The following is a 25,913-nucleotide window of genomic DNA, read 5'->3' on the forward strand; positions in this document are numbered from 1 at the left end:
ATCCTGTGAAGACCGCTGCTCGTCAATGCGGAGTGAGCAGCACGGGCAGGGGAATTCGGAATAAGGAGTGTTTCATGGGCGGTGTCATAGCTTCCCTGAGCGGCCTGTTTCAGGAACGTCTGGAGCGCCAGCGCAACCGTCCCTTTCTGGAAGGTGTGATGGCTGCCTGTGCGGTGGTTGCAACCACGGATGGCGAGGTGAGCCTCGCCGAACAGGTGCGCGTCGATCAAATTCTGCAGACACTCGACGAACTCAAGGTATTTGATCCGCACGAAGGTGTTGAAATCTTCCGTGAATATACCGAGGCACTGCTCGACAATCCGAAACAGGGCCATGACAAGGCCATTGAGGCAATCGCCCGGGTTTCCGAAGACCTCGAGGCCGGCGCGCTGCTTCTGCGGATTTGCCTTGCCGTGAGTGAAGCGGATGGGGATGTCAGCCTCGCCGATCAGATTGAAATTGTCTCGATCTGCTCCAGATTCGGTATCGATCCGGCCGAGTGCGGCCTCTATATCGATATGCCGGTCGACGAATTTCTCGCCGGACATATCGACAAGGGTACGGGTTAAGCGTTCAGATAATCCGGTCTTCCTCGGTATCATCATCATCTGCCGACAATGAAAGTGCGGGCGTAGAGGTGGGGGCTGCGGCCATCAGTTCCACCCCGGCGGACGCCAACTCGCGCATGGCCGCTTCGTTGACAAGATAACGAAGCTCGAAATAGCGGCTCGACGGCACCCAGAAACGAATGCCGAGGATAATCCCGCCGTAAGTGAAGTCGTGGATGCCGATTTCCGGTACAGGCCCGTCGGTGATTTCGCTGACGCTTGCGACCGCCTTTCTCAATGCAGCCTTTGCGGCATCGATGTCCTGGCCGGCCTGAATGGCGATCTTTGTTTGTACCACGCGGCGGGTATCGGAGTTGACGATGATCCGTCCGACGATTTCCTTGTTCGGGACGGTGATTTTCTCGCCGTCTTCGCCGATCAGTATGGTGTGGGCGAGGGTGATTTCCTCGACGACGCCGCTGGCCCCCTTGTTGACGGCGATCGTATTGCCGACCACGAACGGCCGCGCCAGGATGATCGAAACACCAGCACCGTAATTTGACAGAGGGCCCTGTATCGCGACCGTGGCGCCAAAGGCCCCGGCACCGGCCAATGCGATCAGCGGCGCGATGGAGACGCCGAAATTACCCAGTGTGATGATCACCAAGAAGACGATGGCGACGATCTTGACCACGTTGCCGATAAATCGCGCCAGGGTGATATCTATCTCGCGCTTTTCCAGCACCAATGCGACGCGCCCGCCGATCCACGATGCGACCTTCAGGCCGATCAGCAGGAATACGAGAGCGCCAAGAAGCTGGAATCCATACTCGATGCCGAATTCGACCAGCAGATCGACGTATTTCGAGACCGTGTCCAGATGTTCGCCGACAGCGGCTTGAGTGTTTTCCATGGGAACGCCTAATTCGGTTCGACCGTGACGGCAGTGCCGCTGGCGACAAGAAATAACATGCTTTTGCCGTCGCCGGATATTTCGTTATAGGCCATGTCAATGCCGACAACGGCGTTGGCGCCAACCATCAGGGCTTCGCGGCGTAATTCGGCCAGGCAGGTCATCCGTGCATCGCGCAGGACTTTCTGTGACGATTTGGAGCGGCCACCGAATATATCGGTGATCGAGGCGAAGAAATCCTTGAACAGGTTCATCCCGAAGACACATTCGGCGGTAATGATCTCGATGCGCTCAATAACACGGTATTCCGCCATGCCATGTTCGGTCGTCAGGATGATGTCGTTGGCAAGGCGCTCGATGACTTCCTGAGGCAGCTCGTCGTACTGCTTATTGTCGATCAGTTCCTGTATCTGCTCTTCGCTTTTGCCGAATAGTCCGAACATATGCCGCTCCTCGTTATGGATTTGCTTCGAGTATGCCATGGAAAGCGGGTCTGAAAACAGCTTCCGGAAACTTCATTGCGGGGCTTGTTCCCGGCGTGCCGATCGGACATCTTTTGCGTCCCTTCACGAGGAGTCCTCCGTCTATGCCTAACGTTAGCGTCGAACCCAGAGAATACGTCGAAAACCTGATCGCCCGTGCCGAGATCGTGAAAACGCCCTCTGGCGATGGCGACATGGAGTGGCATGTATGGGGAACGGATACCGGCAAGACGCCGCTTTTGCTGCTGCATGGCGGTTTCGGTTCATGGACACACTGGATGGCGAATGTCGAGGTCTTGTCGAAGGAGCGCCTGGTCGTTACCTGCGACATGCCGGGGCTGGGGAACAGCGCCTCGGCACTCGGCGATGTGACGCCGGACAGCGAAGCCGAGCCGATCATTGCCGGGCTGGACACTGTTCTCGGCAAGACCGCTGCTTTCGATCTGGCAGGGTTCAGTTTCGGCGGCATGATCGGCGCGCGTGTTGCCAAAGCTGTCGGCGAGCGCGTGCGCACGTATGTTGCCGTTGGCGCCAGCGGTTTTGGGGATTTGCATGTTCGCGTTGTCGGCACGGCAATCCCGAAGCGCAGTATGAGCGACCAGGAAAAGAACGATATTCACCGGCGTAATCTCGGTCTGCTGATGCTTCACGACAAACACAGTATCGACGCGCTGGCTGTCTATACACACCGTCAGAACATCGCCCGCGCACGTGTTCGTTCCCGGCCATTGTCGCTCGGTTCCCATCTGATTGAGGCACTGCCGGACGTCAAGGCCAGGCTTGGCGGTATCTGGGGCGTCCACGATGCCACAGGCGGCGGGCGTGATCAGTTGTTGAAGCGCCGCGATATCTTTGCTGCGTATCAGCCGGACGTGCCGTTCGTCATCATCGAGGATGCGGGGCACTGGGTGATGTATGAAGCACCGGACGAATTCAACGCGGCATTGTTAGGGATTCTGGATCGCTAAAGCCCGTTCCAGCCGCTGCCAGCCGTCCTCCGTTCCCGGCAGACCGAACCGGAGCCATTCTGGATAGGTGTCGAAGATCCGCACCAGTATTCCGGTGCGGCCCAATTTTTCATAGATCGTCCGCGCATCGTCTTTTCGGGCAAGGCGATAAAGGGATGTGCCGCCGACGATATCAAATCCCGAATCGCGCAGGATTTGATCGAGACGTGCGGCGTCTTCGCTAAGCCGCGTGCGGGTTCTTTCCTGCCAGTCCGTGTCCGCAAGCGCCCTGGCGCCGATACTGAGTGCCGGACCGGCGACGCACCAGTGGCCGAGCGCGGCTTCCAGCTGAGCGATGTCGGACGCCTGGCCGACGGCGAAACCCAGCCGCAGCCCGGCCAGTCCGAAGAACTTGCCGAACGAGCGTAAGACCAACAGACCGGGACGGCCACAGGCCGGGATGACGGAAATTTCCGGTACCACATCCGCAAAGGCTTCATCGACGATCAGCAAACCGCCCTTAGCAGCCTGATGTTCGGTGCAGTCTATCAGATCATCGGGGCCAATCGTTCGCCCGTCGGGGTTGTTGGGATTGACGATGATCAGGATATCGGCATGTGACTTCTTGAAATCATCAATAATATCAACGTCGTGGCCGACAGCCCGCCAGCGCGCGGCATGCTCTTCATAGGTCGGGCCGAGGACCTGGACGCAGCACGTCTCGCGCAATACCGGCAGCCACTGGATGATCGACTGCGTGCCCGGCGCAATTGCCAGCGCGGCTTCATCCGGAACGCCGTAATAGCTGCGTGCAGCATCGATCAGGCGTACCGCATCGGCCTTCACCGGCAGGCGTTGCCAGATATCGGCGGGCGCATCGTCTATCGGGTAAGGCAGGGGATTGATCCCGGTCGAGAGGTCGAGCCAACCTTGCTCGGGTGTGCCGAATGCTTCCGCCGCTGCGCTCAAGTCGCCGCCGTGGCGAAGGGGGCGCGTGGACTTCATCACAGGCTGAAGTAAATCATCGTCACACCGGACAACAACAGCACGATGTAAACGACCCGGTCGAACCCTTTTACATCCAGCTTTTCATAGAGCCTGCGGCCTAGCCAGACACCGATTAATGTGCCTGGCAGCGCAAGCAATGTCATCCGCCCCACCTCGGCGGTTATCAAGCCGCCCGCCCACTGGCTGAAAAAAGCCGTCGCCAGGATCGTCAGGTTGAAGGCCTGAAAGATGCTGCGTTTCTCGTCCTTGCCCCAGCCACGAACGCTTGCCCAGATCGTCGTCGGTGCGCCCGACAGGCCGGCAATGCCGCCGAGTACGCCGCCGATCATGCCGATGATGCCATCCGCCGTCCGCCCGCCGAACGAGATCTTGAACGTTTTTCCGCTGGCCAGCATGAAACTGCAAAAGCCTATCAGGAAAACACCGATAAAAATCTTGAAGACCTGAACCGGCACGCTCGGCAGCAGCCATGTGCCGACCGGCACCCCCAGCAGGCCGCCGATAATGAACGGCATGACCCGTTTCCAACTGATCGCATGCCAGATTTTCGGCAATGTCTGTAACTGCCCGACGACGGAACAGATCACCACCATCGGCGAAGCGACGACAGGGGGCACGACATAAAGCCAGAACGTCAGCGCCGTCAGGCCGGTGCCGAATCCAGTCAGGCCGTTCACCAGCCCCCCCGCGAGACCGCCCGCCAGGACGATGACTTCATAGGATTCCATTATGGCGTTTATTCGCCAAGGCGCTTGGCGAGGGCTTCGGCGTAGGCCGTGACGCTTTGCTCCATGGTCCGGGAGGTATCCATGTTCTGACGTGTCTCGGCGGCGAACGGCGTTTCGCTCAGCAGTTCGAAAATCCACGCCGCACCTTCATGGAAACCACTGCTGACACCGGCTTCACTGAATGTCTTGGCGATTTCTTCCATTTCGCCGACCCATCGCGCGCTGTCGGCAGGTAGCGCCGAGACTTTGTTCCGCATCGCCTTCAGATTGGCCTGTTGCGAATGCTCGAATTCCTCGATCAACGGATCCAACAGGCCGTTTCGCTCAGCCGTCAGCAGGACCGCGGTCCACAGGGTCCAGCTTCCCTTGGTCAGGGCTGCATAGACCATCTTCATGGCCGAGGCGCGTCCAATGGCATCGCCCAGCGAGATCACTTCGAAGCCCTTGCCGTTGAGGTCCGCCATTGCCGATACATCAGGACCGGAAACGTAAAACCGCGTATTTTTGCTTTTGTTCGGCGCCAGACCGATGATCCCGGCGTCGATGAAAGCCGCGCCTGCTGCGGTGATTTTCTCGCCGACCGCAATGGCGGTGCCGGGCGAAATCGCGTTGCAATCCACATAAGCAGGTGTCTTGCCGGTACGGCCCATGGCCCCGGCAACGTCTTCGGCCAGCTTCAGGGCCGAGGCCGGGGGCAGGATCGACAGGATCATGTCGGCCTCGCCAACCACTGCATCGAGATCGCCTGCATCACGCAGCTTGCCGGCTTCGGCCAGTTGTTTCGACCGCTCCGAGCGTCCCCAGAGCGATGTAATGGCATCGTATCCATGTTCACGAAGCGCCAGTCCCACGCCGTGTCCCATATCGCCCGGCATCAGGATGGCGATGGTCTTGTTGCTCATGTCAGCGGTCCTTTATAAATTCAGGCGGCGAAATCGGTCAGGACTTCACCTGTTTTGGCATTGATATCCACGGGGCCGTCGGCATCGACGATCCGTGTGCCGTTTATCCATACCCCATGCACACCGAGCGCATCGGTGGTCAGGCGGTGCGCACCGGCGGGCAGGTCGAAAACCCGGTGTTTCTGGCCGCGTGCCACGGTTTCAGGGTCGAACAGCATCAGATCGGCGGCATAACCTTCGCGGATCAGACCGCGTCCGGCGATGCCGTAAATCGCGGCGGGTTTACCGGTCAGCTCATGCACGGCGGCAGCAATGCTCATCTTGCCGAGGTCGCGCGCCCAGTGGCCAAGCAGGCTTAGCCCGAAACCGGCATCGCAGAAAAACGTCAGGTGCGCACCTGCATCCGACAACGCGACGGAGGCAGCAGGATGCACCAGCATCTTGCCGACGGCGTCTTCATCGGAATTGAGAAGAACGGCGGTAAAGATGGTTTCCAAGTCCTCATCAATGGCGATGTCGAGCATCAGATCGAGCGGCTCAACCCCACGTTCATCGGCAATGTCGGCAAGCGTGCGATGCTCAAGCGCCCGGTAGGCATCCGTCGCCGCCTCGGTGATTTCAATCTTGTGCCATTCGCCGTTGAACAGCCGGACCCCGGCAGGCGCGGCCAACTCGTCCTTCACCGCCTGGCGCAGCGCAGGATCCTTGAGTTTTTCGCAGAGCTGTTCCTTGGTGAGCTTCATCAGCGGCTGCCAGCTTTCGAAGCTTTCCAGCGGATAGGCGGATTTAAGGGTGAAATCCATGGTCAGCGGGCAGCACGAGACCTGGCCCCATAGCTCATGGCCGCGTGCGCGGGCCTCGGCAATGCGGGCCAGTTCGTCCAGCGTGCCGGTGGGATTTGTCGAATTGTGCAAAAGCGCCGCGATCATGATCGGCCGACCGGTCTTTTTCGCCAGCTCTTCAAGATACGGCACGTCCGTGCGGTTGCCTTTGGTCAGCATAAAGATGCCGCGCCCGGACCGGGCCATGGCCTGTACAAGGGCCAGCAATTCATCATCGTCGGCCAGTCGTGACGGCATCGGCACACCGCCCCAGCCGTTGTGCTGTGGCGCCGTCGAGGTCGCGAAGCCGATGGCACCGGCGGCCATGCCCTGCTCGACGATGGCGCACATCTGATCGATCTCGTCAGGGGTTGCAGCGCGCTCGGTCGCGGCCGAACCCATCACGTACGTGCGGATCGAACTGTGGCCCAGGAAACAGGCGACGTTCGGCACGACACCCTTGGCACGTAGCATGCCGACGTATTCCGGGAAGGTTTCAAAATCCCAGTCTATACCTTCACGGAGCGCGCCCAGCGACATACCCTCGACCTGCGTCAGGTTCTTCATGACCAGATCGCGGTCATCTTCCTTGCACGGCGCGATGGTGAACCCGCAATTACCCATGACGACTGTCGTCACGCCCAGGGCGGGCGAGGGCCGGACTCCGGAATCCCATGTGATCTGTGCATCGAAGTGCGTATGGCTGTCGATAATGCCGGGCATCAGGGCGAGGCCGGAAGCATCGATTTCCTCGGCCCCGGCGGCATCGAGGTTCTGTCCGATGGCGGCGATTTTTCCGTCCTTTACCCAAACATCGGTTGCCGGGCGGGCATCTGCGCCCGAGCCGTCAAAAAGCGCCGCATTGCGGATGACGAAGTTCATGCCCCCTCCGGAAATGATATTTGTATTCGAACTCGTGCGTGCAAGCTTAAATGCCGCCCGGCGACGGGTCACGTGCTTTGGTTGGTTATGGGCGCGGGATTACTTGAGGAACTCAATCTCAACAAAGGCACACTCGAAATCGTTGCCGTTGATAACGTCATGCTCGACGCCGACCTCGCGGAAGTACGGCACACCGTTCTGCATCGGTGCGATGGTGCGCTCCCCGGTGCCGGTATCGATCTCAAGCTGTCCATTGAACAGCGGCACGACGACGTAATCGTATTCATGACGATGCCAGCCTGTGTTGTCGCCACGTTTCTTGAACCGCCATTCGGTGACGCGGGTGCGTTCGTTGTCGATGAAGACGGTCGGTTGGGCGTTGCCGGTTTTGCCTGAACACATAACGTCTTTCCTTAATTTTTGTCGGAGTGGCCCAGATCCTTGGCCGGCGCGATGATGTCACGGACAAGCTGTTTCAGTTCCTTGCTTTCCGGGAAGCGGCCTTCCGACTTGCGGTCGAAAATCACCTTGCCATCGGGCGTCTGTATACGGAACGTACCGCCCTCGTCGGGCACCAGCGACAGCGCCCCCAGATCATCGCCAAAGGTGAACAACAGTTCCTGTGCCATCCATGTCGCACGCAACACGAAGCGGCAGGTGCGGCAGTAATGAATTTCGATGACGGGTTTGGACATGACGGGCTCCTTGAGCGGGGGAAATCAGTTGTTTCAAGCTTCACCGCTTGCGGGGCTTTGCGTCAATGCCGATTTGATGAGACCGAAGAAAACAGGCGGCATGGCTGTGCCTTCGAAGCGCCAGCCCAGGTGCACGCCGCATCCGAGACAGAGTGCCAGATTCCAGGCATATCCCGGAAACCACGTAAACTCCTCGGTCGGGGTGCCTTCATCCGCGGCACCGGGCGCCTCCTTGAAGCAGGAAACCCGGAATACGCGCCCGGCCGGATTGATAAAAACGCGTTCGTGTCCACCGATATCGACGGCCCAGCGCATCCGGGTCAGCAGATGCCCGCACTTCGCGCAGTAGATAGCATCATCCGTCCCGGCATCGGATTCTGCTTTCTTCTCTTCCTTTGGAGACCTCTGGAGCATGCGGCATTATGGCACAAAAAAGGTTTCATTCGCGCGTACGAGAATCAGGCGGAAACGTCGGTGTATGGCCTTAACTGCCGCAGTGAAGGCCAACTTAGAATTTCTGCCCCTTCGCATGCTTTGACCAGACGCGAAAATGCGCTGCTATCGGAATAGTGAAATAGGGCGCCAGGATGTGAGGCACAAAGAGTCCCCCCTGCCAGTTCAACAATATGCCCCACTCAGGATGGTCGGGCATATTGTCAATTATGATCGAAGAGAGGAAATCAAGAACATAAACATTTAGGATGTAAAAAAAGTGGTAACCGCAGATTGCCAATAAGCAGATACCCGCAAGGGAAGGAAAAGAAGACGTCAGCCATTTCCAGCCTTGGGCAATAGGAATGCGGCCTTGCGTTGACCACGCCATAATAGGAACAATTAGGAAAAGGGTCATCGCTAATCGGACTGAAATGAAGATTCCTGTCGTTACCAGCCATGATCCAAGAGGGCTTAGAGGCCAAACTAAAGTCGCCCATTCGAATCGGTGATTTATTGCATAGTCTTCAATAGTCGCGCCGAAAAACATGAGAATTGAAGCAGCCAAAACGCCGCTTTTAGGGTGAAAGTCATAAAAAAAGCGCGGTCGCGCACAGCGCCGGAACAAGTAGTCGATTTGCCTTGTCGTTAGAATTGCAACTGGGAAAAAGGCTGCGATTGCGAAATAGAATTTTGTTGAAGCGGGATCCGCTAGCATCTGAAGCCAACGAGTGCTCTCTTCTGGATATTCACTGAGACGTATGTAGGCTGAGGTGTAAAAAAAACAGAAAATTAGACCGTTTATACATCCGACTAGCAGTAATGTTCTAAAGACCCGTTTTTCATGCAGGATATGCCATGAACCTTTTACTGTATGCATGATCTCGATTTTGACTGATTCCATATTCGACCCCTATTGAGTAATGTATAGGAGGGATATGTGAGGGCTTAAGGCATATTTTCGGATTCTGTCTTATTCTCCGCCTTCTTCTGCCCAATTTTGCTTTCCTCGCCCTTGATCAGGCGGCGGATGTTGTCCTTGTGGCGGATCAGCGAGAGCACGGCGAGGCCGGCGGCCATGATGGCGACCGGCTGATTGCCGCCGCCGAACCACATGGCGATTACCGGCGAGGCGAGGATCGAGAGGATCGACGCCAGTGACGAATATTTGAATGCCCCCGCGACCAGAAGCCAGACGCAGCACGTCAGGATGCCGATCGGCCATGATACGGCGACCAGTGCGCCGAGCGTCGTGGCCACGCCCTTGCCGCCCTTGAATTTCAGCCACACCGGGAAGTTATGGCCCATGACGGCGGCAAACGCGGCGACGATGCCCGCAAGTTCCCCCACCTGCATGAAAATCAATGCCGCGACCGCCCCCTTGGAAGCATCGAGGATCAGTGTCAGGAAGGCCAGAAACTTGTGCCCGGTCCTGAGTACATTGGTGGCGCCGATGTTGCCTGAACCGACGTCGCGGATATCGATTCCGACCATGCGCGTCAGCACCAGCCCCCACGGCACCGAGCCGAGCAGATAGCCTGAGAGCGCCGCTATTGCCACGACAATATTCGGATCAAGATTTTCCATGCACTTAGTCGGCCACGAAAACCGTGCGGCCGTCAATAACCGTGCGGACAACGGCGCCTTGCATCAACCTGCCGTCAAAGGGCGTGTTTTTGGATTTCGACAGCAATTTGTCGGCATCGACTTTCCAGCCCTGGTCCAGATCGAACAAGATCAGATCGGCAGGGCGGCCCTGCGCGAGCTTGCCGGCGCGCAGTTTCAAAAGATCGGCCGGGGCCGCCGTGACGAAACGCAGAGCATCCAGCAGGGGAATATGTCCGTTATGATAAAGCTCCAGCGTAACGGCGAGCAGCGTTTCCAGGCCCACGCCGCCGGTCGCGGCGGCGGAAAAGGGCAGGCGTTTGGATTCTTCGTCCTGCGGCGTGTGGTCGGAGGCGATGCAGTCGATGGTGCCGTCCTTGAGACCATCGACGACGGCGCGGCGGTCGACCTCATTCCTCAGCGGCGGGGAAAGCTTGGCGAACGTCCGGTAATCGCCGATCGCAACTTCGTTGAGCGCGAAATAGGGCGGCGAGGTGTCGCAGGTGACGGGCAGTCCGTCGTCCTTTGCTTTGCGGATCGCTTCGATGGCTTCAACGGTTGAAACGTGTGCGATATGCAGGCGTCCGCCGGTCAATTCGACAAGCCGGATGTCACGCTCGATGATTATGATTTCGGCTTGGCGCGGGATGCCGGTAAGTCCCAGCCGCGTTGCCGTTTCGCCCGCGTTCATGGCGCCGCCGGCTGCCAGTGTCGGTTCTTCCGGATGCTGGCAGATCAAAAGATCGAAGGTGCGCGCATACATCATGGCGCGGCGCATGACCTGGGCATTGGCGACGGCACTGAAGCCGTCCGTGAAAGCGACGGCACCGGATTCGGCCAGCAAGCCCAACTCGGCGATTTCCTTGCCCTTGAGGCCCTTGGTGACGGCACCGTAGGGATAGACCTTGGACAATCCCTGCAATCGTGCGCGCCGGGCGACGAATTCGACCACCGACATATCGTCGATCACCGGGTCGGTATTGGGCAGGCAGACCATTGAGGTCACGCCCCCCTTGGTCGCGGCGCGTCCGGCGCTGGCGAAGGTTTCCTTGTAATCCTCGCCCGGTTCGCCCAGATGCACGCGCATGTCGACCAGACCCGGGGCAAGGCAAAGCCCTGAGCAATCGATGACGGTGACGCCTTCGAGGGCAAGATCGGCGGTAACCTTGGGGCCGACCTGCTTGATCAGTTCGCCCTCGGTCAGGATGCCGCCGACTTCGTCGAGGCCCGTCGCCGGATCGAGCAGGCGGGCGCCGACATAAGCGACCCGTCCCGGTGTGCGGTCTGCCTTGAGCGCCATCTACAAATTCCTCTGCAAATGTTCTTCAAGGTTGGCGGTGAGGATTTCCAGCGCGGCCATCCGCACGGCGACACCCATTTCGACCTGTTCGTGAATGGCGCTACGGCCGAAATCGTCGGCGACTTCGCTGTCGATCTCGACGCCCCGGTTCATCGGTCCCGGGTGCATGATCAGGGCGTTCGGCTTGGCACCTTCGAGTTTTTCGTAATCGAGGCCGAAGAAGTGGAAGTATTCGCGGACCGACGGCAGATAATTGCCGTCCATGCGTTCTTTCTGGAGCCGGAGCATCATGACGATATCGCAGTCCTGCAGGCCTTCGCGCATGTCGTAGAAGACCTCGACGCCCATGTGCTCGACCCCGGTCGGGATCAGGGTGCGCGGCGCAATCAGGCGGACCCTGGCACCCATGGTGGTCAGCAGGTGAATGTTCGAGCGGGCAACCCGCGAATGCAGGATGTCGCCGCAAATCGCGATCCTGAGACCCTGGATTTTGCCGACGCGGCGGCGGATCGTCAGCGCGTCCAGCAACGCCTGTGTCGGGTGTTCGTGCTGACCGTCGCCGGCATTGATCACGGCGCAGTTCACTTTCTCGCTCAACAGCTTGACCGACCCCGATTCCGGGTGCCGCACGACCAGAACATCCGGGTGCATGGCGTTCAGCGTCATCGCCGTGTCGATCAGGGTTTCACCCTTTTTGACCGAGCTTGTCGCCACCGACATGTTGATGACGTCGCCGCCGAGCCGCTTGCCCGCCAGTTCGAACGAGGTGCGGGTACGCGTCGAGTCTTCGAAAAACAGATTGATGATGGTCCGCCCGCTGAGAACCGCTTTTTTCTTGTCGGCCTGACGGTTCTGCTCGACGTAGCTCTCGGCACGGTCGAGAAGAGCGGAAATTTCAATGGGATTAAGACCCTCGATACCGAGGAGGTGCTTATGAGGAAAGCCGAATGGGCCAGTGCCGTCGTTCATAGGCGCGCACTATATGTCCGCTTGGGTTGAATCTGCAAGTGTCATGATCAACGCCTTATCCACTGCGATGGCATGGCTTGCCGAAGCGGGATCGCGTAGTATGTTTCCGGTTCGGCGATTCGCGGTAATCGGCCGGGACTATGGTCGCGGGAAAGTTTGATGGAAGAGTACTTGAAGGCCCACGACAGGCTGGGCCAACTCATGAAAAAGGATTTCGTGTTCGTCGTCGGCGCGACGCGCTGGGGCACGTCCTGGGTGCAGCAGTGCCTGGACACGCACCCGAAGATCCTCTGCAAGGGCGAAGGTCATTTTACCGACAGCCTTTTCCCCGGCCTCGCCAAGCTCGTCGATCAGTACAATCAGGATGCGGAACGCATCGGCAACCGTATGCAGCTGGCGGGGCTGCCCGGCAACGCCGCCGGTTTTACCTTCGACGATGTCGAATACCTGATGCGTACCGCCGTGATGCTGATGTTTCAGCGCTGGGTGCCCGAGGAAGACGTGGACGAGATCGCCTGCATCGGCGAAAAAACGCCGGAGCATGTTTTGTCGCTGGAACTGCTCGACCGGCTGTTTCCGAACATGCGCATTGTGCATGTGGTGCGTGACGGGCGTGATGAAGCGGCCAGCGCCTGGGATTTCAACATGGGGATATCCAGAGGCGAATTTCCGAGACGATATCCGAGCTTCGCCGATTTTGCCGAGACCTTTGCCCGCAACTGGTCACGTTCGGTCGGCGCGGCCAGACGCTTCGGCCGTCTGAACCGGCGGCGGTACTATCAGATCAAGGCCGAGGAATTGGTCGAGGAACCGGCCCCCATCGTGCGCCGCCTGTTCCGCTTTTGCGATGTCGAAGACAAGGAAGATATCGTTCAGGCCGGTATTCGCCATGCCTATCAGATCGCACCGCTGGATCTGGACCCCGGTGTCTGGAAGCGCCGCTTCGACGATGATGCAACCCGCCGCTTTCATCGTCAGTCCGGCGAGCTTCTGAAGTTGCTGAATTACACGATTGCTGCCTGATCTTCAACGCGCGGCGGCGAGCATGCGTCTGGAGGTGGCGATTCCAACAAGGTTTACGCTGAAACCTATAACAAGCACCGCGCAGCACAGCAGAAACAGTTTTGCATATTTATGCTCCAGCCCGCTCAAGCTGCCGACGATTCCGGTATATCCGCTGGTTTCGAGGAAATACAACGCTGCTGCGCCCACCGCGCTAAAGAACGACACGAGATAGCTCCAGGCAGGCACGTCGGTGCGGCCCATGAAAACCGAGAGGACGATCACCGGCGTCAAATACATGGAAGCGGTGCCGCTGACGGCGACGGCGCCGAAAAGGTCTTTGCTGCCGAGAAACAGAAATCCCAATCCTCCGATCATGAACACAATCATGACGACCCTGCCGTTGGTGACGTTTTCTGCGGCAACGCGCATATCCGAAATTGCGAGCTTCGCAGCAGAGGACAATGTGGAATCGAGCGTCGAGATCGCCGACACGATCAACGCCAAATTGAACAACATCATCGTTTCGTCGCCGAGCAGCCGGGCCAACGCCACGACCATGCTTTCGCCGTCCAGCTTGTTCAGTCCGGCGACGATACCGAGCATCCCGAAGGCGAGAATACAGAGAACGCTAAGCCACGCGGCATGCAGAAAGCTTTTGCGCGTCGTTGCCCTGTCGGCAAGAAATCCACGGTCCATCATGACCGGATCGTGCATAGGGTAGCTCAGGACCTGCAACGCGGCGACGGCGATGAGCACCCAGCCGGGCGACGTCACGTCCGGGCTGCTTCCCAGAATTGCCGGCAGGTCGAACAACGGTCCGGTTATCGTCTGTAACGTCATGACGGCCAGCACGATCAGAAGCGCGACCATCTGCAGGACATCGGTGCGGAGTGACGCCCTGAGACCGCCCATCATCGAATAGGCCAGTCCGAACGACGCCATGGCAACGACTGCGGCAACATAGCTGCTGCCACCGGCGGTGCCGAAAATCAGGCCGATGACGATCAGATTTGCGAAAACTTCGGACAGCAATCGAAGCGCGATCACGGCATTGTAGCAGGCCGTACCGGTGCGCCCGAAGCGGTCATGCAGGAACGACTGAATGCTGCCGAACCCATGACGGAAACGGATTTGGTCGACGATTGCTGCGCCTGTCAAAAAGGACAGGTAATAGGCGGCATACGCAAGCGTTCCGGCGATCCCGTAGTAATACCCAAGGATCGCCGCGTTCATCAGAGAGCGGGCGAATATCCAGGTCGTGACCTGCGACAGGACAAGCGTCAGAAGCTTCGGGGCCTCTCCGTTGTCGCTTTGTCCGCGAAAAAAGCCATCGGTGGTGACGTGTCTGGGCGAAACAAGCAACGTTCCAACGGCGAGCGCGGCAATGACTAAAGCTAATGTGGTCGACATCCGAGGTTCCTTTGGATCGTATGCGGATTGCGGGCATGGACGAACCAATATCCCTTTCCGGCATACCTGCCGTCTGGAATCGCTCCGGAAAAGTCACATCTGGTTGATCCCGGAACGGGACGACCGAATCAGTGGAGCATCAGCGCCAATAATACCGGCAATGTGACGATTGCGCACAGATGCGTGAGGGTCACGATTGCGGCGGCGACCGGGGCGTCGCTGCCCATCTGGCGGGAAACCACGTAGCTGGTCGACGATGTGGGCAGGGCGGCGAAGACAACCGGCACCAACAGCGCAAAGCCTTCGAGTCCAAGCCACACGCCGAGACCGTATGTCAGGGCGGGCTGGACGATCAGCTTGCAGACGCTGGCGAACGCGACCGGCACGCCGGCATCGCGGACGGCGTGGATCGACAGACCGGCGCCGACGGCCATCAGACCCATCGGCAGGGCGGCGCGGCTCAACAATTCCAGCGTCGGCCCGATGATCGGCGGAAATCCCCAGCCGGTGATATTGAACAGGCCACCGACAAGACTCGCCTGAATCAGCGGGTTTTTGAAGCTGTCGATGGCGACCGCTTTCCAGCCTTTGGCGCGTCCGGGCCGGTCGAGCCATTTCAGGTGGCCCCACACGCCGAGAAAATTGATGGTAATGGCGATCATGAAGACGCTGACCACCATCGGCCCGGTGGCTTCGTCGCCGAAGACCCCAAGGGCGATAGCGAAGCCGACATAGGTATTGGACCGAAAGCCGCCTTGGAAAACCGACACGAAGCGTTCCGGCCCCAGCTTCAACAGCCTGCGGAACGGCACTGCTGCGGCAGCGGTCAGGTGAATGCCGATGACGACGGCGCAGGCAATGGGCAGCGCATACCCCCAGTCGATATGTGCGCCGGAAATCTTCACGAACAGCAGTGAAGGAAACAGGCCGTTGAAGGTCAGTTTCTCGACGAAGCGCCAGAACTCGTCGGAAAACCCCGCCTTGGCTTTCATCACGACGCCCAGCGCGATAATCAGGAAGATGGGCGCGACGGCGGCAAAAACGTGTCCCATCAGCTTCGCCCGGAAACGCTGTCGAGGGCCCCTTGCAGGATGTAGCTGGCGGCCATCTTGTCGACTACGTCCTTGCGGCGCTTGCGGGTCATGTCGGCCTCGGATACGAGAATTCGCTCAATTGCCGCCGTCGACAGCCGTTCGTCCCAAAACGCATACGGCAGTTTTAACTGCCAGGACAACTCGCGTGCCAGATCGCGGGTTGCCTGGGCCCTGGGGCCTTCGCTGCCGTCCATGCTGACCGGCAGTCCGGCCAGCAAGCCGCCGATCTCTTCTGTTTGAATGAACCCCTGGATTTCCTGAATGGCCGGCGCCAGTTTTTTGCTGCGCATAAGGGTTTTCAACGGGCTGGCGATCATGAACAGCGGGTCGGAAATGGCCAGGCCGATGGTCTTGTCGCCGATATCGAGGCCAAGCAGTCTTTTCCCGACCGGTATGTTGTCGATCAGTTGCTGAATGGTGTCGTAAACCGGCGGTGCGGGCATTCGATGGTCTTTTCAACGGCTGGTATCATTTGAAAGACTTGGATATCATAGACTTACGCGGATGACATGGGATTTTCGGGGTTTCTCGATTGCCTATTTTGTCGTGGTGAGGGGTAAGCAATGAATGCCATCCGGCTTCAGCGGGGTTTGCGGACGATGCGGCGGCGGGTATTGGCCGTGACCGTCATGGGCATTGCCGTGTTTGCCGCACCGTATGCGAACGCCGCGGAATTGGAATTCATGGGTACGGCCGTGACACCGGCGCCGGGAAAATACCTGGTGGAGAAGGACGTTAACGTCCGCGCCGCGCCGAAAACCGGATCCAAGCGCCTGACAGGGTTGAAAGCCGGAGACGTCGTCAACGTGATCGGGCGGGCCGGCAAGACGGCATGGCTCGCCGTGGTCGAGGACGGCAAAGCGGTCGGTTTCGTCTACGGCACGGTGTTGTCGCCGGTGATCGACGGCGAGATCGAGGAAGATGTTACCGGGGAAATCCGGCTGGGCGCCAGGCACCGTTGCGGGTATCGCGTTCATTTTGTCGGCAAGGCCGGTGACGATTCGATGAATGCCGACACATCGTTCCGTGCCGCCGATTACGAGGTCAGCATCGTTTGCGAACGAGACGGCAAGCGTATCCGGTTTCCCGCGCAGATGTTCATGACCGAGGTGCCGTATGACGGCTCAAATAAACGCCAGGTGTTCCAGATCAATGTTGATCTGCTGGATGACGTGCATGCCCTGCCGGATGTGTTTTCGACGATCATGATGTTCGATCTCGACAAGGGAGAAGTGCGTTTCGACACGATTGCCTTTCAAATCTATGCCCGCGAAAGCGGCGGACTGGCATCGCTGCCGTCGACCAGTGTCATGCGGGCCCTGGCCTCGGCGCTGGAAATCGCCATGACGCACTGGTCCGACAAAGCTTGGGAGGACATCTTCGCACAGGCCCGCTGATCGGCCGGGATAGTTGCGACACACTTGCCGAGGTTGGGTGCGGATGTTAGTTTCCGCGCGCAATTTTACACCACCCAAGTCTTACGGAGACCTTGATGTCGTTAACCAAAGACGATGTCCGCAAGATCGCGTTTCTGGCGCGTATTCGCGTTCCCGACGAGCGTCTGGAACCGCTTGCCGGCGAACTGAACAACATCGTCGGCTGGGTCGAGCAGCTTGGCGAAATCGACACTGCCGGCGTCGCGCCGATGACCAGTGTCGTCGAGATCGAGACACCGATGCGCGATGACTTGGTCACGGACGGCGGTATGCCGGAAAAAGTGCTGGCCAACGCGCCGGACGGGGAAGGGCGGTTCTACGGCGTGCCGAAGGTGGTGGAATGAGCGATCTTCGTGACTGGACCATAGCGTCCGCCGCCGATGCCCTGGGCAAGGGTGACGTGTCTTCCGTGGAACTGACCGACGCCTTCATCGACGCGATGGAGGCCGGGCGCACATTGAACGCCTTTATCACCGAAACGCCGGAACTGGCCCGTGAACGGGCAGGGGCGTCCGACACGCGGCGCAAGAACGGTGACGCGCAAGGCCCGATGGACGGCGTGCCGATCGGCATGAAGGACCTGTTCTGTACCGAAGGGGTTCGCACCACGGCGGCGTCCCGCATTCTCGACAATTTTATACCGACCTATGAAAGCACCGTCAGCGGTAAACTGCGCGATGCCGGCGCGGTGATGCTGGGCAAGACCAACCTGGACGAATTTGCCATGGGCTCGGCCAATATCACGTCGTATTTCGGGTCGGTGAAAAATCCTTGGACACCCGAGGGCGCCAACGCGAATCTGGTGCCGGGCGGCTCGTCGGGTGGTTCCGTCGCGGCTGTATCCGGCGGTCTGGCGATTGCCGCGACCGGGACCGATACCGGCGGCTCGATCCGCCAACCGGCCTCGTTCACGGGTCTAGTCGGCATGAAGCCGACATACGGCCGTTGCTCTCGCTGGGGGACGGTGGCGTTTGCATCCAGCCTCGATCAGGCGGGGCCGTTGACCCGTACCGTCGAGGACGCGGCGATCATGCTGCAGGTGATGAGCGGGCACGATCCGAAGGATTCGACCTCGCTGCCGATGGACCTGCCTGATTTTCGCGCCGCCTGCACGAAGAACGCCAAGGGATTGCGCGTCGGCATTCCCAGGGAATACACGCTGGACGGCATGCCGGCTGATATTCAGAAACTCTGGGAACAGGGCGCGCAGTGGTTCAGGGACATGGGGGCGGAAATCGTCGAGGTCTCGTTGCCGCACACCAAATATGCGCTGCCGACGTATTACATCGTCGCACCGGCGGAAGCGTCGTCGAACCTGGCGCGTTATGACGGTGTGCGCTACGGCCACCGTGTGCCGGGTGACAGCCTTGACGAAATGTACGAGCTGACGCGGGGCGAGGGGTTCGGCGCTGAAGTGCAGCGCCGGGTGCTGATCGGCACCTATGTGCTGTCGGCCGGTTACTATGACGCTTATTACGTCAAGGCGCAGCAGGTCCGCACCCTGATCGCCGAGGATTTCAAAAACGTCTTCGCCGATGTCGATGTGTTGCTGACCCCGACGGCGCCGAGCGCCGCCTTTGCCGAGGGCGAAAAGATGGACGATCCCATCGCCATGTATCTGAACGATGTTTTCACGGTGCCGGCGTCTCTGGCCGGACTGCCGGCGATTTCCGTGCCGGGCGGGTTGGATGCCAACGGCTTGCCGCTCGGGCTTCAACTGATCAGCGGTGTCTGTCAGGAAGAAACCCTGTTCCGTGCCGCAAGTGCGCTGGAACAGGCGGCGAACTTTACGTCGCGCCCGGAGGTGACGTTATGAGCTATCTCATTCAGGGTGAAACGGGCGATTGGGAAGTCGTTGTCGGGCTGGAAGTTCATGCCCAGGCGATCACCAAATCCAAACTGTTTTCAGGCGCACCGGCAACCTTCGGCGCCAAGCCGAACGAGAACGTCTCGCTTGTCGACGCGGCGATGCCGGGGATGCTGCCGGTCATCAATGAAATGGCCATTGAGCAGGCGGTGCGCACAGGTCTTGGCCTGCGCGCACAGATCAACAAATATTCGGTGTTCGAGCGGAAGAACTATTTCTATGCCGATCTGCCGCAGGGCTATCAGATCAGCCAGTTCCAGCACCCGATTGTCGGCGAAGGCATAGTGACGCTGGATATGCCCGACGGCTCCACGCATGAGGTCGGGATCGAACGGTTGCATCTGGAGCAGGACGCCGGCAAGTCAATGCATGATCAGGACCCGAAGCGCTCGATGATCGATCTCAACCGCGCCGGTGTGGTGCTGATGGAAATCGTCTCCAAGCCCGATATCCGATCACCGGAGCAGGCTGGCGCATACGTCAGGAAACTGCGCGCCATTCTGCGCTATCTCGGCACCTGCGACGGCAACATGGAAGAAGGTTCCATGCGCGCCGACGTCAACGTCTCGGTGCGGCCCAAGGGGTCGGACGAACTGCGCACCCGCGCCGAGATCAAGAACGTGAACTCGGTCCGTTTCGTCATGCAGGCCGTCGAGGCCGAGGCCGAACGTCAGGTCGGTGTTTGGGAGGACGGCGGCGAGGTTGTTCAGGAAACCCGTCTGTTCGATGCCAGCCGGGGCGAAACGCGCTCTATGCGCTCCAAGGAATTCGCGCACGATTACCGTTATTTCCCGGACCCGGATTTGCTGCCGGTGCGCTTTGACGATGATTTCATCGCCCGCATCAAATCAACGTTGCCGGAACTGCCGGATGAGAAAAAAGACCGCCTTATCAAGGATATGGGACTTTCGGCCTATGATGCGGGCGTGCTTGTCGCCGATCAGGAAACCGCCGCTTATTTCGAGGAAGCCGCCGCCGGCCATGAAGCCAAGCAGGTCGCCAACTGGCTGACCACGAACCTGTTCGGTGCGCTGAACAAGATGGGGCTGGGCATCGGCCAAAGCCCCGTTTCGGCGAAGCACCTGGGCGAACTTGTCGGCCTGATGGAAGACGGGACGATTTCATCCAAGATCGCCAAGGACGTGTTCGAGATCATGCTCGAAACCTCAAAAGCGCCCGGCGATATCGTCGAGGAAAAAGGTCTGAAGCAGATCACCGACACTGGCGCCATCGAGGCCATCGTCGATCAGGTCATCGCCGATAATCCCGATCAGGTCGCCGAAGTGCGTGGCGGCAACGAAAAGGCCATCGGCTGGTTCGTCGGGCAGGTCATGAAGGCATCGCAGGGTAAGGCCAACCCGGGACAGGTCAACGGGTTGTTGCGCCAGAAGTTGTTGGGCTGATTATCGACTCGTCGTCCTGAACCAAGTTCAGGGTGACGATGGGCGTGATGTGATACCTTCAGCCGAGGGTTTCGTTGTACCACGCATACGTCTTCGCCAAACCCTCATTTAGTCCGACCGTCGGTTCCCAGCCCAGATTCAGTAAATGCGATGAATCCAGCATGCGCTTCGGCATGCCGTCCGGGCGCTCGGCATCCCAAACCAAAGATCCTTCGTAGCCGACGGCGTCTTTGATCATGTCGGCGAGATCGCGGATCATCGTGCCCTCGCCGGTACCGACGTTGATCGGCACGGGGTCTGCGTAATGGTTTAGTAGAAACACCAACGCGTCCGCCAGATCGTCGATATACATGAACTCGCGGACCGGCGTGCCGGTCCCCCAAAGCTCAACCGTCGGCGCGCCGGTTTCCTTTGCCGCATGAAACTTGCTCATCATCGAGGCGACGACGTGGCCTTCTTCCGGGTCAAAGTTGTCGCCGGGGCCGTAAACGCTGGAGGGTTGTGCCGATATGAAATTGCAGCCGTGTTCGGCACGGTAAGCCTGGCAGAGTTTCATGCCCGCGATCTTGGCCAGCGCATACCATTCGTTGGTCGGTTCCAGCGGTCCGGTCATCAGGGCTTCTTCGGCAATCGGTTGATCGGCGAGCTTGGGATAGGTGCAGGCCGCACTCAGGTATAAAAGCTTTTCGACACCGGATTTGCGCGCCGCCTCGATCACGTTCAGGGCAATCGCGGCATTGTCGTACAGGAATTTTGCCGGGTATGTGCTGTTGGCGCGGATACCGCCGACATGGGCGGCTGCGACAATCACCGCATCGGGACGGTTATCGGCGAACCAGGCCTCGACATCGCTTTGCCGGGTCAGGTCGAGATCGGCATGCGCGGCACTCAGTACCTGGCAGTCTTCGCCGGCGAGCCGGCGGGCGAGGGCGCCGCCGACAAGGCCCGTGTGCCCGGCGATATAGATGCGTTTCCCTGCGAGTTCGAAATCCATGTGCTAAATGAACCGATTGCGACGGCGGATGCAAGAGGGGGCGATTGGCAGACGTGAGAGCTGCGGGTAGGCTCCGGCCATGACCAATCCGTATTTGCCTGACCCGATGATCGAGATCGGTCCCGACGGCACGCCTCGCTCAGGTGTGTCCGGGGATGTGTACTTCTCGAAACACGGCGGCATCGCGGAAAGCCGGTACGTGTTTCTGGGCGGTATCGGTGCGCCTGAGGTCTGGAACGCGCGCAGCCATTACCGCATCGGTGAACTTGGATTCGGCACAGGCCTGAATTTTCTCGTCACCTGGCATGAGTGGAAAAAATCGGCGCCTGCCGACGCGCAGCTCGATTATATGGCGGTCGAGGGCTATCCAATTCCCATCGCCACGTTAAGCACTATTCTGAGACGTGTGCCTGAACTGGCGCACGAAGCCGATGCCCTGCTTGGCCAGTGGCCGCCCCGGGTCGGTGGTGTGCACCGCCTGCATTTAGAGGGTGGACGGGTGCGCCTGACCCTGCTGTTCGGGGAAGCGCAGGTAATGCTGACTGACCATGATGGGCAGGTCGACGCCTGGTACCTGGACGGTTTCGCACCCTCACGAAATCCGGATATGTGGACGCCGGGAGTCCTGGCAGAAGTGGCACGCTTGAGCGGTCCCGGCGCGCGGTTGGCAACTTTCAGTGCCGCCGGGGCGGTGCGGCGGGGATTGGCTGATCTTGGTTTCAATGTACACAAACGCGACGGCTTCGCGCACAAACGCGATTGTGTTACGGCGTCCCTGGACGGTGATTTGCCGGCATTGGTTCTGCCAAATGTTGCCGTCATCGGCGCCGGGATCGCCGGCGGGGCCATCGCACGTGCGCTTGGCCAACGCGGCATGAAGATAACGTTGATCGACAAGGCCGATGCGCCCGGTAGCGCGGCATCCGGAAATCCGGCAGCATTGCTGGCACCGCGCCTGCCGCGCGAGCGGACGCCTCTCGGCCGTATCATGGCACAGAGCTATCTGTATGCCGTTCGCTACTATGACCGGCTTGCGGCGGAAGGCGCGGAAGTCTGGCTGGGTGCGCGCGGCGGGCTAGCGCTGGCCCGCAACGCTTCCGAGGCTGAACGGCAGTCCCGCGCCGTGGCCGCTTTCGGCTGGCCGGACGACATCATGCGGCTTGTCGATGCTGACGAATCCACGGCGCTTGCGGGCATCGAGGTTGCCAGCGGCGGGCTTTGGTTCAGCCGCGCAGGCACGTTAAATCCCTCAGCGATCACCGCCCATCTGGCCGCCGGGGCGGCGTATCTTCAAGCCGATGTCGGCGACATGATCAGAGAAACGGGCCAATGGCTGCTTAAAACACCGGATGGCAACGAGATTGGCATGTTCGATATCGTCGTGCTGGCTGCCGGGGTGGGGGTTCTGCGCTTGATGGGGGCGCAGCCATGGCCGCTTCGTGCCAACCGGGGCCAGTTGGCTTATTTGCCGGCACTCAATCCCGGTCCGAAGGTGCCGGTGACCTATGGCGGTTATCTGTCGCCGGTCGTTGATTTGCCGGAGATTGGCAAGGGACATGTGCTGGGAGCGACCTATGCCCGGCGTGACGAGGTCCCCGATCGGGACTGGGAAGCGCTGCGCCCCGAGGACGAGGCACATATGCGTTCGGTCCTCGAAGAACATTTGCCGTCCGTGCAGGCGGAGACGGCGATCGGCGGGCGGACAGCGCTGCGTGCGACAATTCGCGATTACATCCCGCTTGCCGGGGCGGCGGGCGATGATTTTTATGTGCTGGGCGGCTTGGGCTCGCGTGGCTTTCTGACGGCGCCGTTACTGGCCGAACTTATTGCCGATCGGCTAACGGGGGCGCCGCTGCCGTTAGAGGCAAGTCTTGTCCGGGCGCTCGATCCGTCGCGGTTCAGCGTCAGCTAGCCTGTGCCTTGGCATGCCCGAACATGGTCTGCACCATCGAATGCAGGCCGTTGGACCGGCTCGGGCTCAGATGTTCATTCAGGCCGATGCCTTCAATAAAGGTGGGTGGGGTGGCGAGAATTTCTTCCGGCGTGCGGTCGGAATAAATACGCAGCAGGATCGCAATCAGGCCGGACACGATGGCCGCGTCCGATGCGGCATGAAACACGAGCCGGCCATCGACGGTTTCCGGTTTCAGCCAGACCTGTGACTGACAGCCCCGGACTTTATAGACATCGTTCATCCATTGCTCGGGGAATGGCGGCAATTGCTTGCCGAGATCGATGATATGCTTGTAGCGGTCCATCCAGTCGTCCAGGAATTGAAATTCCTCAACCAGTTCTTCCTGGACCTCAGCAATGCTGGGTTTTCCGTTTTTCTGGCCGTCCGCCATATTCTGATCCCATCAATGGTGTTAAATGCGCCTGTCTAAGCTGTTGTCCCTGCTAGATAACCTGTTCATCCCCGAGTTTCCAGCCCGATCAGGGTTGCAAGTGCATGCGTCTGCGCTATTTTAGGCAAAGAAGGCCCCGGATCGGGGCAGTGAACACTGGCAACAGAGATAGTCTCGTGAAACGCCTTAAAAATACCGCGAAGTACACGATCGGCGAACAGGTCCGCCACCGCATTTACGGATTTCGCGGTGTCGTGTTCGATGTCGATCCGGAATTCGCAAATACAGACGAGTGGTATCAGTCGATCCCGGCGGAATCCCGCCCCCGGAAGGATCAGCCGTTCTATCACCTGTTTGCGGAATCGACCGAGCAGTCGCCGTATGTCGCTTATGTATCGGAACAGAATCTGGTCCGTGACGAGGACGACGATCCGATCAGCCACCCGGAAATGGTGGATTATTTCGACACCCTCGAAGACGGCCGCTATGTGCCCCGGATGCTGCTGAACTGATTGCTCAATCGGGCAGCCGGAAGCTTACGAATATTTTTCCAGATAATCGCGGACTTCGAAGACGAGGTCCGGCTGCGGCTTGGTGAATTGTACGGCCAGCTGGTCATCCCATTGGCGGACGACCTTGGCATGGCCGCGAAGTTCGAAATCATCGCCGTTGGGTTTCAGGATCACGTGAAATTCGAAATACTGGTTGGCCTGCAGCATGTCGTCATAGCCGGTGACCCGCATGCCGCCTTCCGATAGATCGCCAAGGTCATAGGTCTCGCCATAGATGCGCACCTGCTCCCCATTCGTGGCGATGCGATCATGCTCACGCTTGTTGCTATCGCCGTCCTTCTTTTTCCCAAATCCGAACATGGCAATATAATCTCACGAGTTGCAGACTCTGTCCATGAGGCGTTCGAGAAACGCTTCGCCTTTGTCAATCTGTTCTAACGATATGAATTCATTGGGTTTATGGGCCTGATCGATGCTGCCGGGACCGCAAACCACACATGGGATTCCGCCTCTGTTCTGGAAAAGCCCGGCTTCGGTGCCGAACGCAACCTTGGCGTGATCATTGCGTCCGGCGAGCTGTTTGACGAAGGTTACCACTTCGTCATCGACATTCATATCAAGTGCGGGCATGTCGTTGTAACAGGTAATGTCGATGCCGGTGGACGGGTCGATGGCCTGCATTTCCGGCTCAAGAACCTCTTTCGCTTCACGCATGATCTCGGCTTCGATAACATCCGGGTCGTCTTCGCCGATATAACGGAATTCGAACTGGATATGGCAGTCCTTCGGCACGATGTTGAGCGCCGTGCCCCCCTGAATGACCCCGGTGTGCACCGTGGTGTGGGCGACGTCGTAAAGCTCGTCGAAGGGGCCGCCATTTTGCAGATCGCGCGCCATCGACTGCAGGTGAGTGATCAGCCGCGATGCGTACTCGATGGCGTTGACGCCCTGTGGCGCCAGGCTTGAATGCGCTTCGAGACCGCGAACGTGAGCCGAATAGCTGCGCTTGCCCTTGTGTCCGGTAATGACCTGCAGACTCGTCGGCTCGCCGATAATCGCCATGCGGGGCTTTATCGGCAGGCCGTTGATCATGTCGATCATCGGCCGCACGCCCACGCAGCCGACTTCCTCGTCATAGGAAAATGCAAGATGCAGCGGCGTATCCAGTCCGCGCTCCATGGCTTTCGGCAGTGCCACCAGCACCAGCGCGATGAAGCTCTTCATGTCCGATGTGCCGCGCCCGAACAGTTTGCCGTCTTTTTCGATAACGTTGAACGGGTCTGAGTCCCAGTTCTGACCGTCGACAGGCACGACATCCGTATGCCCGGACAGCATGATCCCCGCCTTGTCGGCGGGGCCGACGGTCGCATAAAGATTTGCCTTGCTGCGATCCTCGTTCGGAACCAGTGTGCTTTCGATGCCGAGACCGGAGAGGTAGTCCTGAATATACGTGATCAGGCCCATATTCGAATCCCGGCTGGTCGTATCAAACGAGATCAGCTTCGAGATCATTTCCAGGCTTTCCGACGACGGCATGTGCAAAACCTCCCAATTCCAGTATGCGCGTGGATGCTTCCAAATTGACGTTTTGCGCCGGGTTTGCAAGGGTTTCATC

The 25,913-nt window shown here is 59.2% G+C and carries 29 protein-coding genes; 9 read left to right on the plus strand and 20 right to left on the minus strand.

Annotated features, from left to right (window positions below; all coding sequences use genetic code 11):
- Positions 1-74 precede the first annotated feature (74 nt).
- Entirely contained in the window at positions 75-569 is a 495-nt protein-coding gene (locus L2D14_07800) for a TerB family tellurite resistance protein (GenBank protein ID WNK01323.1), read from the plus strand.
- A gap of 4 nt (positions 570-573) precedes the next feature.
- On the opposite strand, the gene L2D14_07805 is transcribed toward L2D14_07800, so the two are convergent.
- A complete protein-coding gene (locus tag L2D14_07805) occupies positions 574-1,461 on the minus strand; it encodes a mechanosensitive ion channel family protein (protein ID WNK01324.1) in 888 nt (295 codons plus the stop codon).
- 8 nt (positions 1,462-1,469) lie between these two features.
- The gene (locus L2D14_07810) at positions 1,470-1,943 is read right to left on the minus strand and encodes a YbjQ family protein (GenBank protein ID WNK01325.1); all 474 of its coding nucleotides are present in this window, start codon (positions 1,941-1,943) and stop codon (positions 1,470-1,472) included.
- 104 nt (positions 1,944-2,047) lie between these two features.
- Between L2D14_07810 and L2D14_07815 the strand changes: the two genes are divergently transcribed.
- Positions 2,048-2,911 (plus strand): alpha/beta hydrolase, encoded by an 864-nt coding sequence (locus tag L2D14_07815; GenBank protein ID WNK01326.1) that lies wholly within the window; start codon positions 2,048-2,050, stop codon positions 2,909-2,911.
- Here L2D14_07815 and cobD read toward each other — a convergent pair.
- The 11 genes from cobD to L2D14_07870 all read right to left on the minus strand — a co-directional run bounded on the left by cobD (position 2,891) and on the right by L2D14_07870 (position 12,232).
- Positions 2,891-3,859, minus strand: a complete 969-nt coding sequence (cobD, locus tag L2D14_07820) for a threonine-phosphate decarboxylase CobD (protein WNK01327.1) — start codon at positions 3,857-3,859, stop codon at positions 2,891-2,893. The genes L2D14_07815 and cobD overlap by 21 nt on opposite strands.
- A 35-nt stretch (positions 3,860-3,894) precedes the next feature.
- Positions 3,895-4,626, minus strand: a complete 732-nt coding sequence (locus L2D14_07825; protein WNK01328.1) for a sulfite exporter TauE/SafE family protein — start codon at positions 4,624-4,626, stop codon at positions 3,895-3,897.
- Positions 4,627-4,634: 8 nt separating this feature from the next.
- Entirely contained in the window at positions 4,635-5,528 is an 894-nt protein-coding gene (locus tag L2D14_07830) for a DUF1932 domain-containing protein (protein ID WNK01329.1), read from the minus strand.
- A 20-nt stretch (positions 5,529-5,548) separates the two neighbouring features.
- Positions 5,549-7,231: an amidohydrolase family protein gene (locus L2D14_07835; protein ID WNK01330.1), complete on the minus strand. Its 1,683-nt coding sequence runs from the start codon at positions 7,229-7,231 to the stop codon at positions 5,549-5,551.
- 99 nt (positions 7,232-7,330) lie between these two features.
- Positions 7,331-7,633: a cupin domain-containing protein gene (locus L2D14_07840; GenBank protein WNK01331.1), complete on the minus strand. Its 303-nt coding sequence runs from the start codon at positions 7,631-7,633 to the stop codon at positions 7,331-7,333.
- Positions 7,634-7,644: 11 nt separating this feature from the next.
- Entirely contained in the window at positions 7,645-7,926 is a 282-nt protein-coding gene (locus L2D14_07845) for a SelT/SelW/SelH family protein (protein ID WNK01332.1), read from the minus strand.
- A 33-nt stretch (positions 7,927-7,959) separates the two neighbouring features.
- Entirely contained in the window at positions 7,960-8,340 is a 381-nt protein-coding gene (locus L2D14_07850) for a cereblon family protein (GenBank protein ID WNK01333.1), read from the minus strand.
- 94 nt (positions 8,341-8,434) lie between these two features.
- Positions 8,435-9,262 (minus strand): hypothetical protein, encoded by an 828-nt coding sequence (locus tag L2D14_07855; protein ID WNK01334.1) that lies wholly within the window; start codon positions 9,260-9,262, stop codon positions 8,435-8,437.
- A 44-nt stretch (positions 9,263-9,306) separates the two neighbouring features.
- Positions 9,307-9,945, minus strand: a complete 639-nt coding sequence (plsY, locus tag L2D14_07860; GenBank protein WNK01335.1) for a glycerol-3-phosphate 1-O-acyltransferase PlsY — start codon at positions 9,943-9,945, stop codon at positions 9,307-9,309.
- A 4-nt stretch (positions 9,946-9,949) separates the two neighbouring features.
- Positions 9,950-11,263 (minus strand): dihydroorotase, encoded by a 1,314-nt coding sequence (gene pyrC / locus L2D14_07865; GenBank protein ID WNK01336.1) that lies wholly within the window; start codon positions 11,261-11,263, stop codon positions 9,950-9,952.
- On the minus strand, positions 11,264-12,232 hold the full coding sequence (locus L2D14_07870) for an aspartate carbamoyltransferase catalytic subunit (protein WNK01337.1): 969 nt from the start codon (positions 12,230-12,232) through the stop codon (positions 11,264-11,266).
- A gap of 159 nt (positions 12,233-12,391) precedes the next feature.
- Between L2D14_07870 and L2D14_07875 the strand changes: the two genes are divergently transcribed.
- Positions 12,392-13,255 (plus strand): sulfotransferase, encoded by an 864-nt coding sequence (locus L2D14_07875; GenBank protein WNK01338.1) that lies wholly within the window; start codon positions 12,392-12,394, stop codon positions 13,253-13,255.
- 3 nt (positions 13,256-13,258) lie between these two features.
- Here the strand turns inward: L2D14_07875 and L2D14_07880 are convergent, their stop codons facing one another.
- The 3 genes from L2D14_07880 to ruvX all read right to left on the minus strand — a co-directional run bounded on the left by L2D14_07880 (position 13,259) and on the right by ruvX (position 16,184).
- Entirely contained in the window at positions 13,259-14,647 is a 1,389-nt protein-coding gene (locus tag L2D14_07880; GenBank protein WNK01339.1) for a hypothetical protein, read from the minus strand.
- Between the two features lie 128 nt (positions 14,648-14,775).
- A complete protein-coding gene (locus tag L2D14_07885) occupies positions 14,776-15,699 on the minus strand; it encodes an AEC family transporter (GenBank protein ID WNK01340.1) in 924 nt (307 codons plus the stop codon).
- The gene (gene ruvX / locus L2D14_07890; GenBank protein ID WNK01341.1) at positions 15,699-16,184 is read right to left on the minus strand and encodes a Holliday junction resolvase RuvX; all 486 of its coding nucleotides are present in this window, start codon (positions 16,182-16,184) and stop codon (positions 15,699-15,701) included. Before ruvX ends, L2D14_07885 begins: the two co-directional genes overlap by 1 nt.
- A gap of 120 nt (positions 16,185-16,304) precedes the next feature.
- Between ruvX and L2D14_07895 the strand changes: the two genes are divergently transcribed.
- The 4 genes from L2D14_07895 to gatB all read left to right on the plus strand — a co-directional run bounded on the left by L2D14_07895 (position 16,305) and on the right by gatB (position 20,447).
- The gene (locus L2D14_07895) at positions 16,305-17,138 is read left to right on the plus strand and encodes an SH3 domain-containing protein (GenBank protein ID WNK01342.1); all 834 of its coding nucleotides are present in this window, start codon (positions 16,305-16,307) and stop codon (positions 17,136-17,138) included.
- Between the two features lie 95 nt (positions 17,139-17,233).
- Complete coding sequence (gene gatC, locus L2D14_07900; protein ID WNK01343.1) at positions 17,234-17,521, plus strand: Asp-tRNA(Asn)/Glu-tRNA(Gln) amidotransferase subunit GatC; 288 nt, start codon at positions 17,234-17,236, stop codon at positions 17,519-17,521.
- Positions 17,518-18,993 carry an Asp-tRNA(Asn)/Glu-tRNA(Gln) amidotransferase subunit GatA gene (gene gatA / locus L2D14_07905; GenBank protein ID WNK01344.1) on the plus strand — a complete coding sequence of 492 codons (1,476 nt, stop codon included), beginning with the start codon at positions 17,518-17,520 and terminating at the stop codon, positions 18,991-18,993. Before gatC ends, gatA begins: the two co-directional genes overlap by 4 nt.
- Positions 18,990-20,447, plus strand: a complete 1,458-nt coding sequence (gene gatB, locus L2D14_07910) for an Asp-tRNA(Asn)/Glu-tRNA(Gln) amidotransferase subunit GatB (GenBank protein ID WNK01345.1) — start codon at positions 18,990-18,992, stop codon at positions 20,445-20,447. Before gatA ends, gatB begins: the two co-directional genes overlap by 4 nt.
- 58 nt (positions 20,448-20,505) lie before the next feature.
- On the opposite strand, the gene L2D14_07915 is transcribed toward gatB, so the two are convergent.
- Positions 20,506-21,441, minus strand: coding sequence for a GDP-L-fucose synthase (locus L2D14_07915; GenBank protein WNK01346.1), 936 nt, complete (start codon positions 21,439-21,441; stop codon positions 20,506-20,508).
- A 79-nt stretch (positions 21,442-21,520) separates the two neighbouring features.
- Here L2D14_07915 and mnmC point away from each other — a divergent pair, with 79 nt between their 5' ends.
- On the plus strand, positions 21,521-23,353 hold the full coding sequence (gene mnmC / locus L2D14_07920) for an FAD-dependent 5-carboxymethylaminomethyl-2-thiouridine(34) oxidoreductase MnmC (protein ID WNK01347.1): 1,833 nt from the start codon (positions 21,521-21,523) through the stop codon (positions 23,351-23,353).
- On the opposite strand, the gene L2D14_07925 is transcribed toward mnmC, so the two are convergent.
- A complete protein-coding gene (locus L2D14_07925; protein WNK01348.1) occupies positions 23,346-23,786 on the minus strand; it encodes a SufE family protein in 441 nt (146 codons plus the stop codon). The two genes, mnmC and L2D14_07925, sit on opposite strands and share 8 nt — an antisense overlap.
- 176 nt (positions 23,787-23,962) lie before the next feature.
- Between L2D14_07925 and hspQ the strand changes: the two genes are divergently transcribed.
- Positions 23,963-24,298, plus strand: coding sequence for a heat shock protein HspQ (gene hspQ, locus L2D14_07930; protein ID WNK01349.1), 336 nt, complete (start codon positions 23,963-23,965; stop codon positions 24,296-24,298).
- A 24-nt stretch (positions 24,299-24,322) separates the two neighbouring features.
- Here hspQ and L2D14_07935 read toward each other — a convergent pair whose 3' ends face one another.
- Both L2D14_07935 and argE read right to left on the minus strand, forming a co-directional pair.
- Positions 24,323-24,658 (minus strand): PilZ domain-containing protein, encoded by a 336-nt coding sequence (locus L2D14_07935; protein WNK01350.1) that lies wholly within the window; start codon positions 24,656-24,658, stop codon positions 24,323-24,325.
- Between the two features lie 12 nt (positions 24,659-24,670).
- Entirely contained in the window at positions 24,671-25,834 is a 1,164-nt protein-coding gene (argE, locus tag L2D14_07940) for an acetylornithine deacetylase (GenBank protein WNK01351.1), read from the minus strand.
- Positions 25,835-25,913: the final 79 nt, after the last annotated feature.

It is taken from the genome of Thalassospiraceae bacterium LMO-JJ14, assembly GCA_021555105.2.
In the GTDB taxonomy this organism is placed as follows: Bacteria; Pseudomonadota; Alphaproteobacteria; order Rhodospirillales; family Casp-alpha2; genus UBA4479.

Bases quoted from the DNA above. Each gene is read 5' to 3' on its own strand.
- L2D14_07800 (WNK01323.1), top strand. From the start codon at position 75: ATGGGCGGTGTCATAGCTTCCCTGAGCGGCCTGTTTCAGGAACGTCTG.
- L2D14_07805 (WNK01324.1), bottom strand. From the start codon at position 1,461: ATGGAAAACACTCAAGCCGCTGTCGGCGAACATCTGGACACGGTCTCG.
- L2D14_07810 (WNK01325.1), bottom strand. From the start codon at position 1,943: ATGGCATACTCGAAGCAAATCCATAACGAGGAGCGGCATATGTTCGGA.
- L2D14_07815 (WNK01326.1), top strand. From the start codon at position 2,048: ATGCCTAACGTTAGCGTCGAACCCAGAGAATACGTCGAAAACCTGATC.
- L2D14_07825 (WNK01328.1), bottom strand. From the start codon at position 4,626: ATGGAATCCTATGAAGTCATCGTCCTGGCGGGCGGTCTCGCGGGGGGG.
- L2D14_07830 (WNK01329.1), bottom strand. From the start codon at position 5,528: ATGAGCAACAAGACCATCGCCATCCTGATGCCGGGCGATATGGGACAC.
- L2D14_07835 (WNK01330.1), bottom strand. From the start codon at position 7,231: ATGAACTTCGTCATCCGCAATGCGGCGCTTTTTGACGGCTCGGGCGCA.
- L2D14_07840 (WNK01331.1), bottom strand. From the start codon at position 7,633: ATGTGTTCAGGCAAAACCGGCAACGCCCAACCGACCGTCTTCATCGAC.
- L2D14_07845 (WNK01332.1), bottom strand. From the start codon at position 7,926: ATGTCCAAACCCGTCATCGAAATTCATTACTGCCGCACCTGCCGCTTC.
- L2D14_07850 (WNK01333.1), bottom strand. From the start codon at position 8,340: ATGCTCCAGAGGTCTCCAAAGGAAGAGAAGAAAGCAGAATCCGATGCC.
- L2D14_07855 (WNK01334.1), bottom strand. From the start codon at position 9,262: ATGGAATCAGTCAAAATCGAGATCATGCATACAGTAAAAGGTTCATGG.
- plsY (WNK01335.1), bottom strand. From the start codon at position 9,945: ATGGAAAATCTTGATCCGAATATTGTCGTGGCAATAGCGGCGCTCTCA.
- pyrC (WNK01336.1), bottom strand. From the start codon at position 11,263: ATGGCGCTCAAGGCAGACCGCACACCGGGACGGGTCGCTTATGTCGGC.
- L2D14_07870 (WNK01337.1), bottom strand. From the start codon at position 12,232: ATGAACGACGGCACTGGCCCATTCGGCTTTCCTCATAAGCACCTCCTC.
- L2D14_07875 (WNK01338.1), top strand. From the start codon at position 12,392: ATGGAAGAGTACTTGAAGGCCCACGACAGGCTGGGCCAACTCATGAAA.
- L2D14_07880 (WNK01339.1), bottom strand. From the start codon at position 14,647: ATGTCGACCACATTAGCTTTAGTCATTGCCGCGCTCGCCGTTGGAACG.
- L2D14_07885 (WNK01340.1), bottom strand. From the start codon at position 15,699: ATGGGACACGTTTTTGCCGCCGTCGCGCCCATCTTCCTGATTATCGCG.
- ruvX (WNK01341.1), bottom strand. From the start codon at position 16,184: ATGCCCGCACCGCCGGTTTACGACACCATTCAGCAACTGATCGACAAC.
- L2D14_07895 (WNK01342.1), top strand. From the start codon at position 16,305: ATGAATGCCATCCGGCTTCAGCGGGGTTTGCGGACGATGCGGCGGCGG.
- gatC (WNK01343.1), top strand. From the start codon at position 17,234: ATGTCGTTAACCAAAGACGATGTCCGCAAGATCGCGTTTCTGGCGCGT.
- gatA (WNK01344.1), top strand. From the start codon at position 17,518: ATGAGCGATCTTCGTGACTGGACCATAGCGTCCGCCGCCGATGCCCTG.
- gatB (WNK01345.1), top strand. From the start codon at position 18,990: ATGAGCTATCTCATTCAGGGTGAAACGGGCGATTGGGAAGTCGTTGTC.
- L2D14_07915 (WNK01346.1), bottom strand. From the start codon at position 21,441: ATGGATTTCGAACTCGCAGGGAAACGCATCTATATCGCCGGGCACACG.
- mnmC (WNK01347.1), top strand. From the start codon at position 21,521: ATGACCAATCCGTATTTGCCTGACCCGATGATCGAGATCGGTCCCGAC.
- L2D14_07925 (WNK01348.1), bottom strand. From the start codon at position 23,786: ATGGCGGACGGCCAGAAAAACGGAAAACCCAGCATTGCTGAGGTCCAG.
- L2D14_07935 (WNK01350.1), bottom strand. From the start codon at position 24,658: ATGTTCGGATTTGGGAAAAAGAAGGACGGCGATAGCAACAAGCGTGAG.
- argE (WNK01351.1), bottom strand. From the start codon at position 25,834: ATGCCGTCGTCGGAAAGCCTGGAAATGATCTCGAAGCTGATCTCGTTT.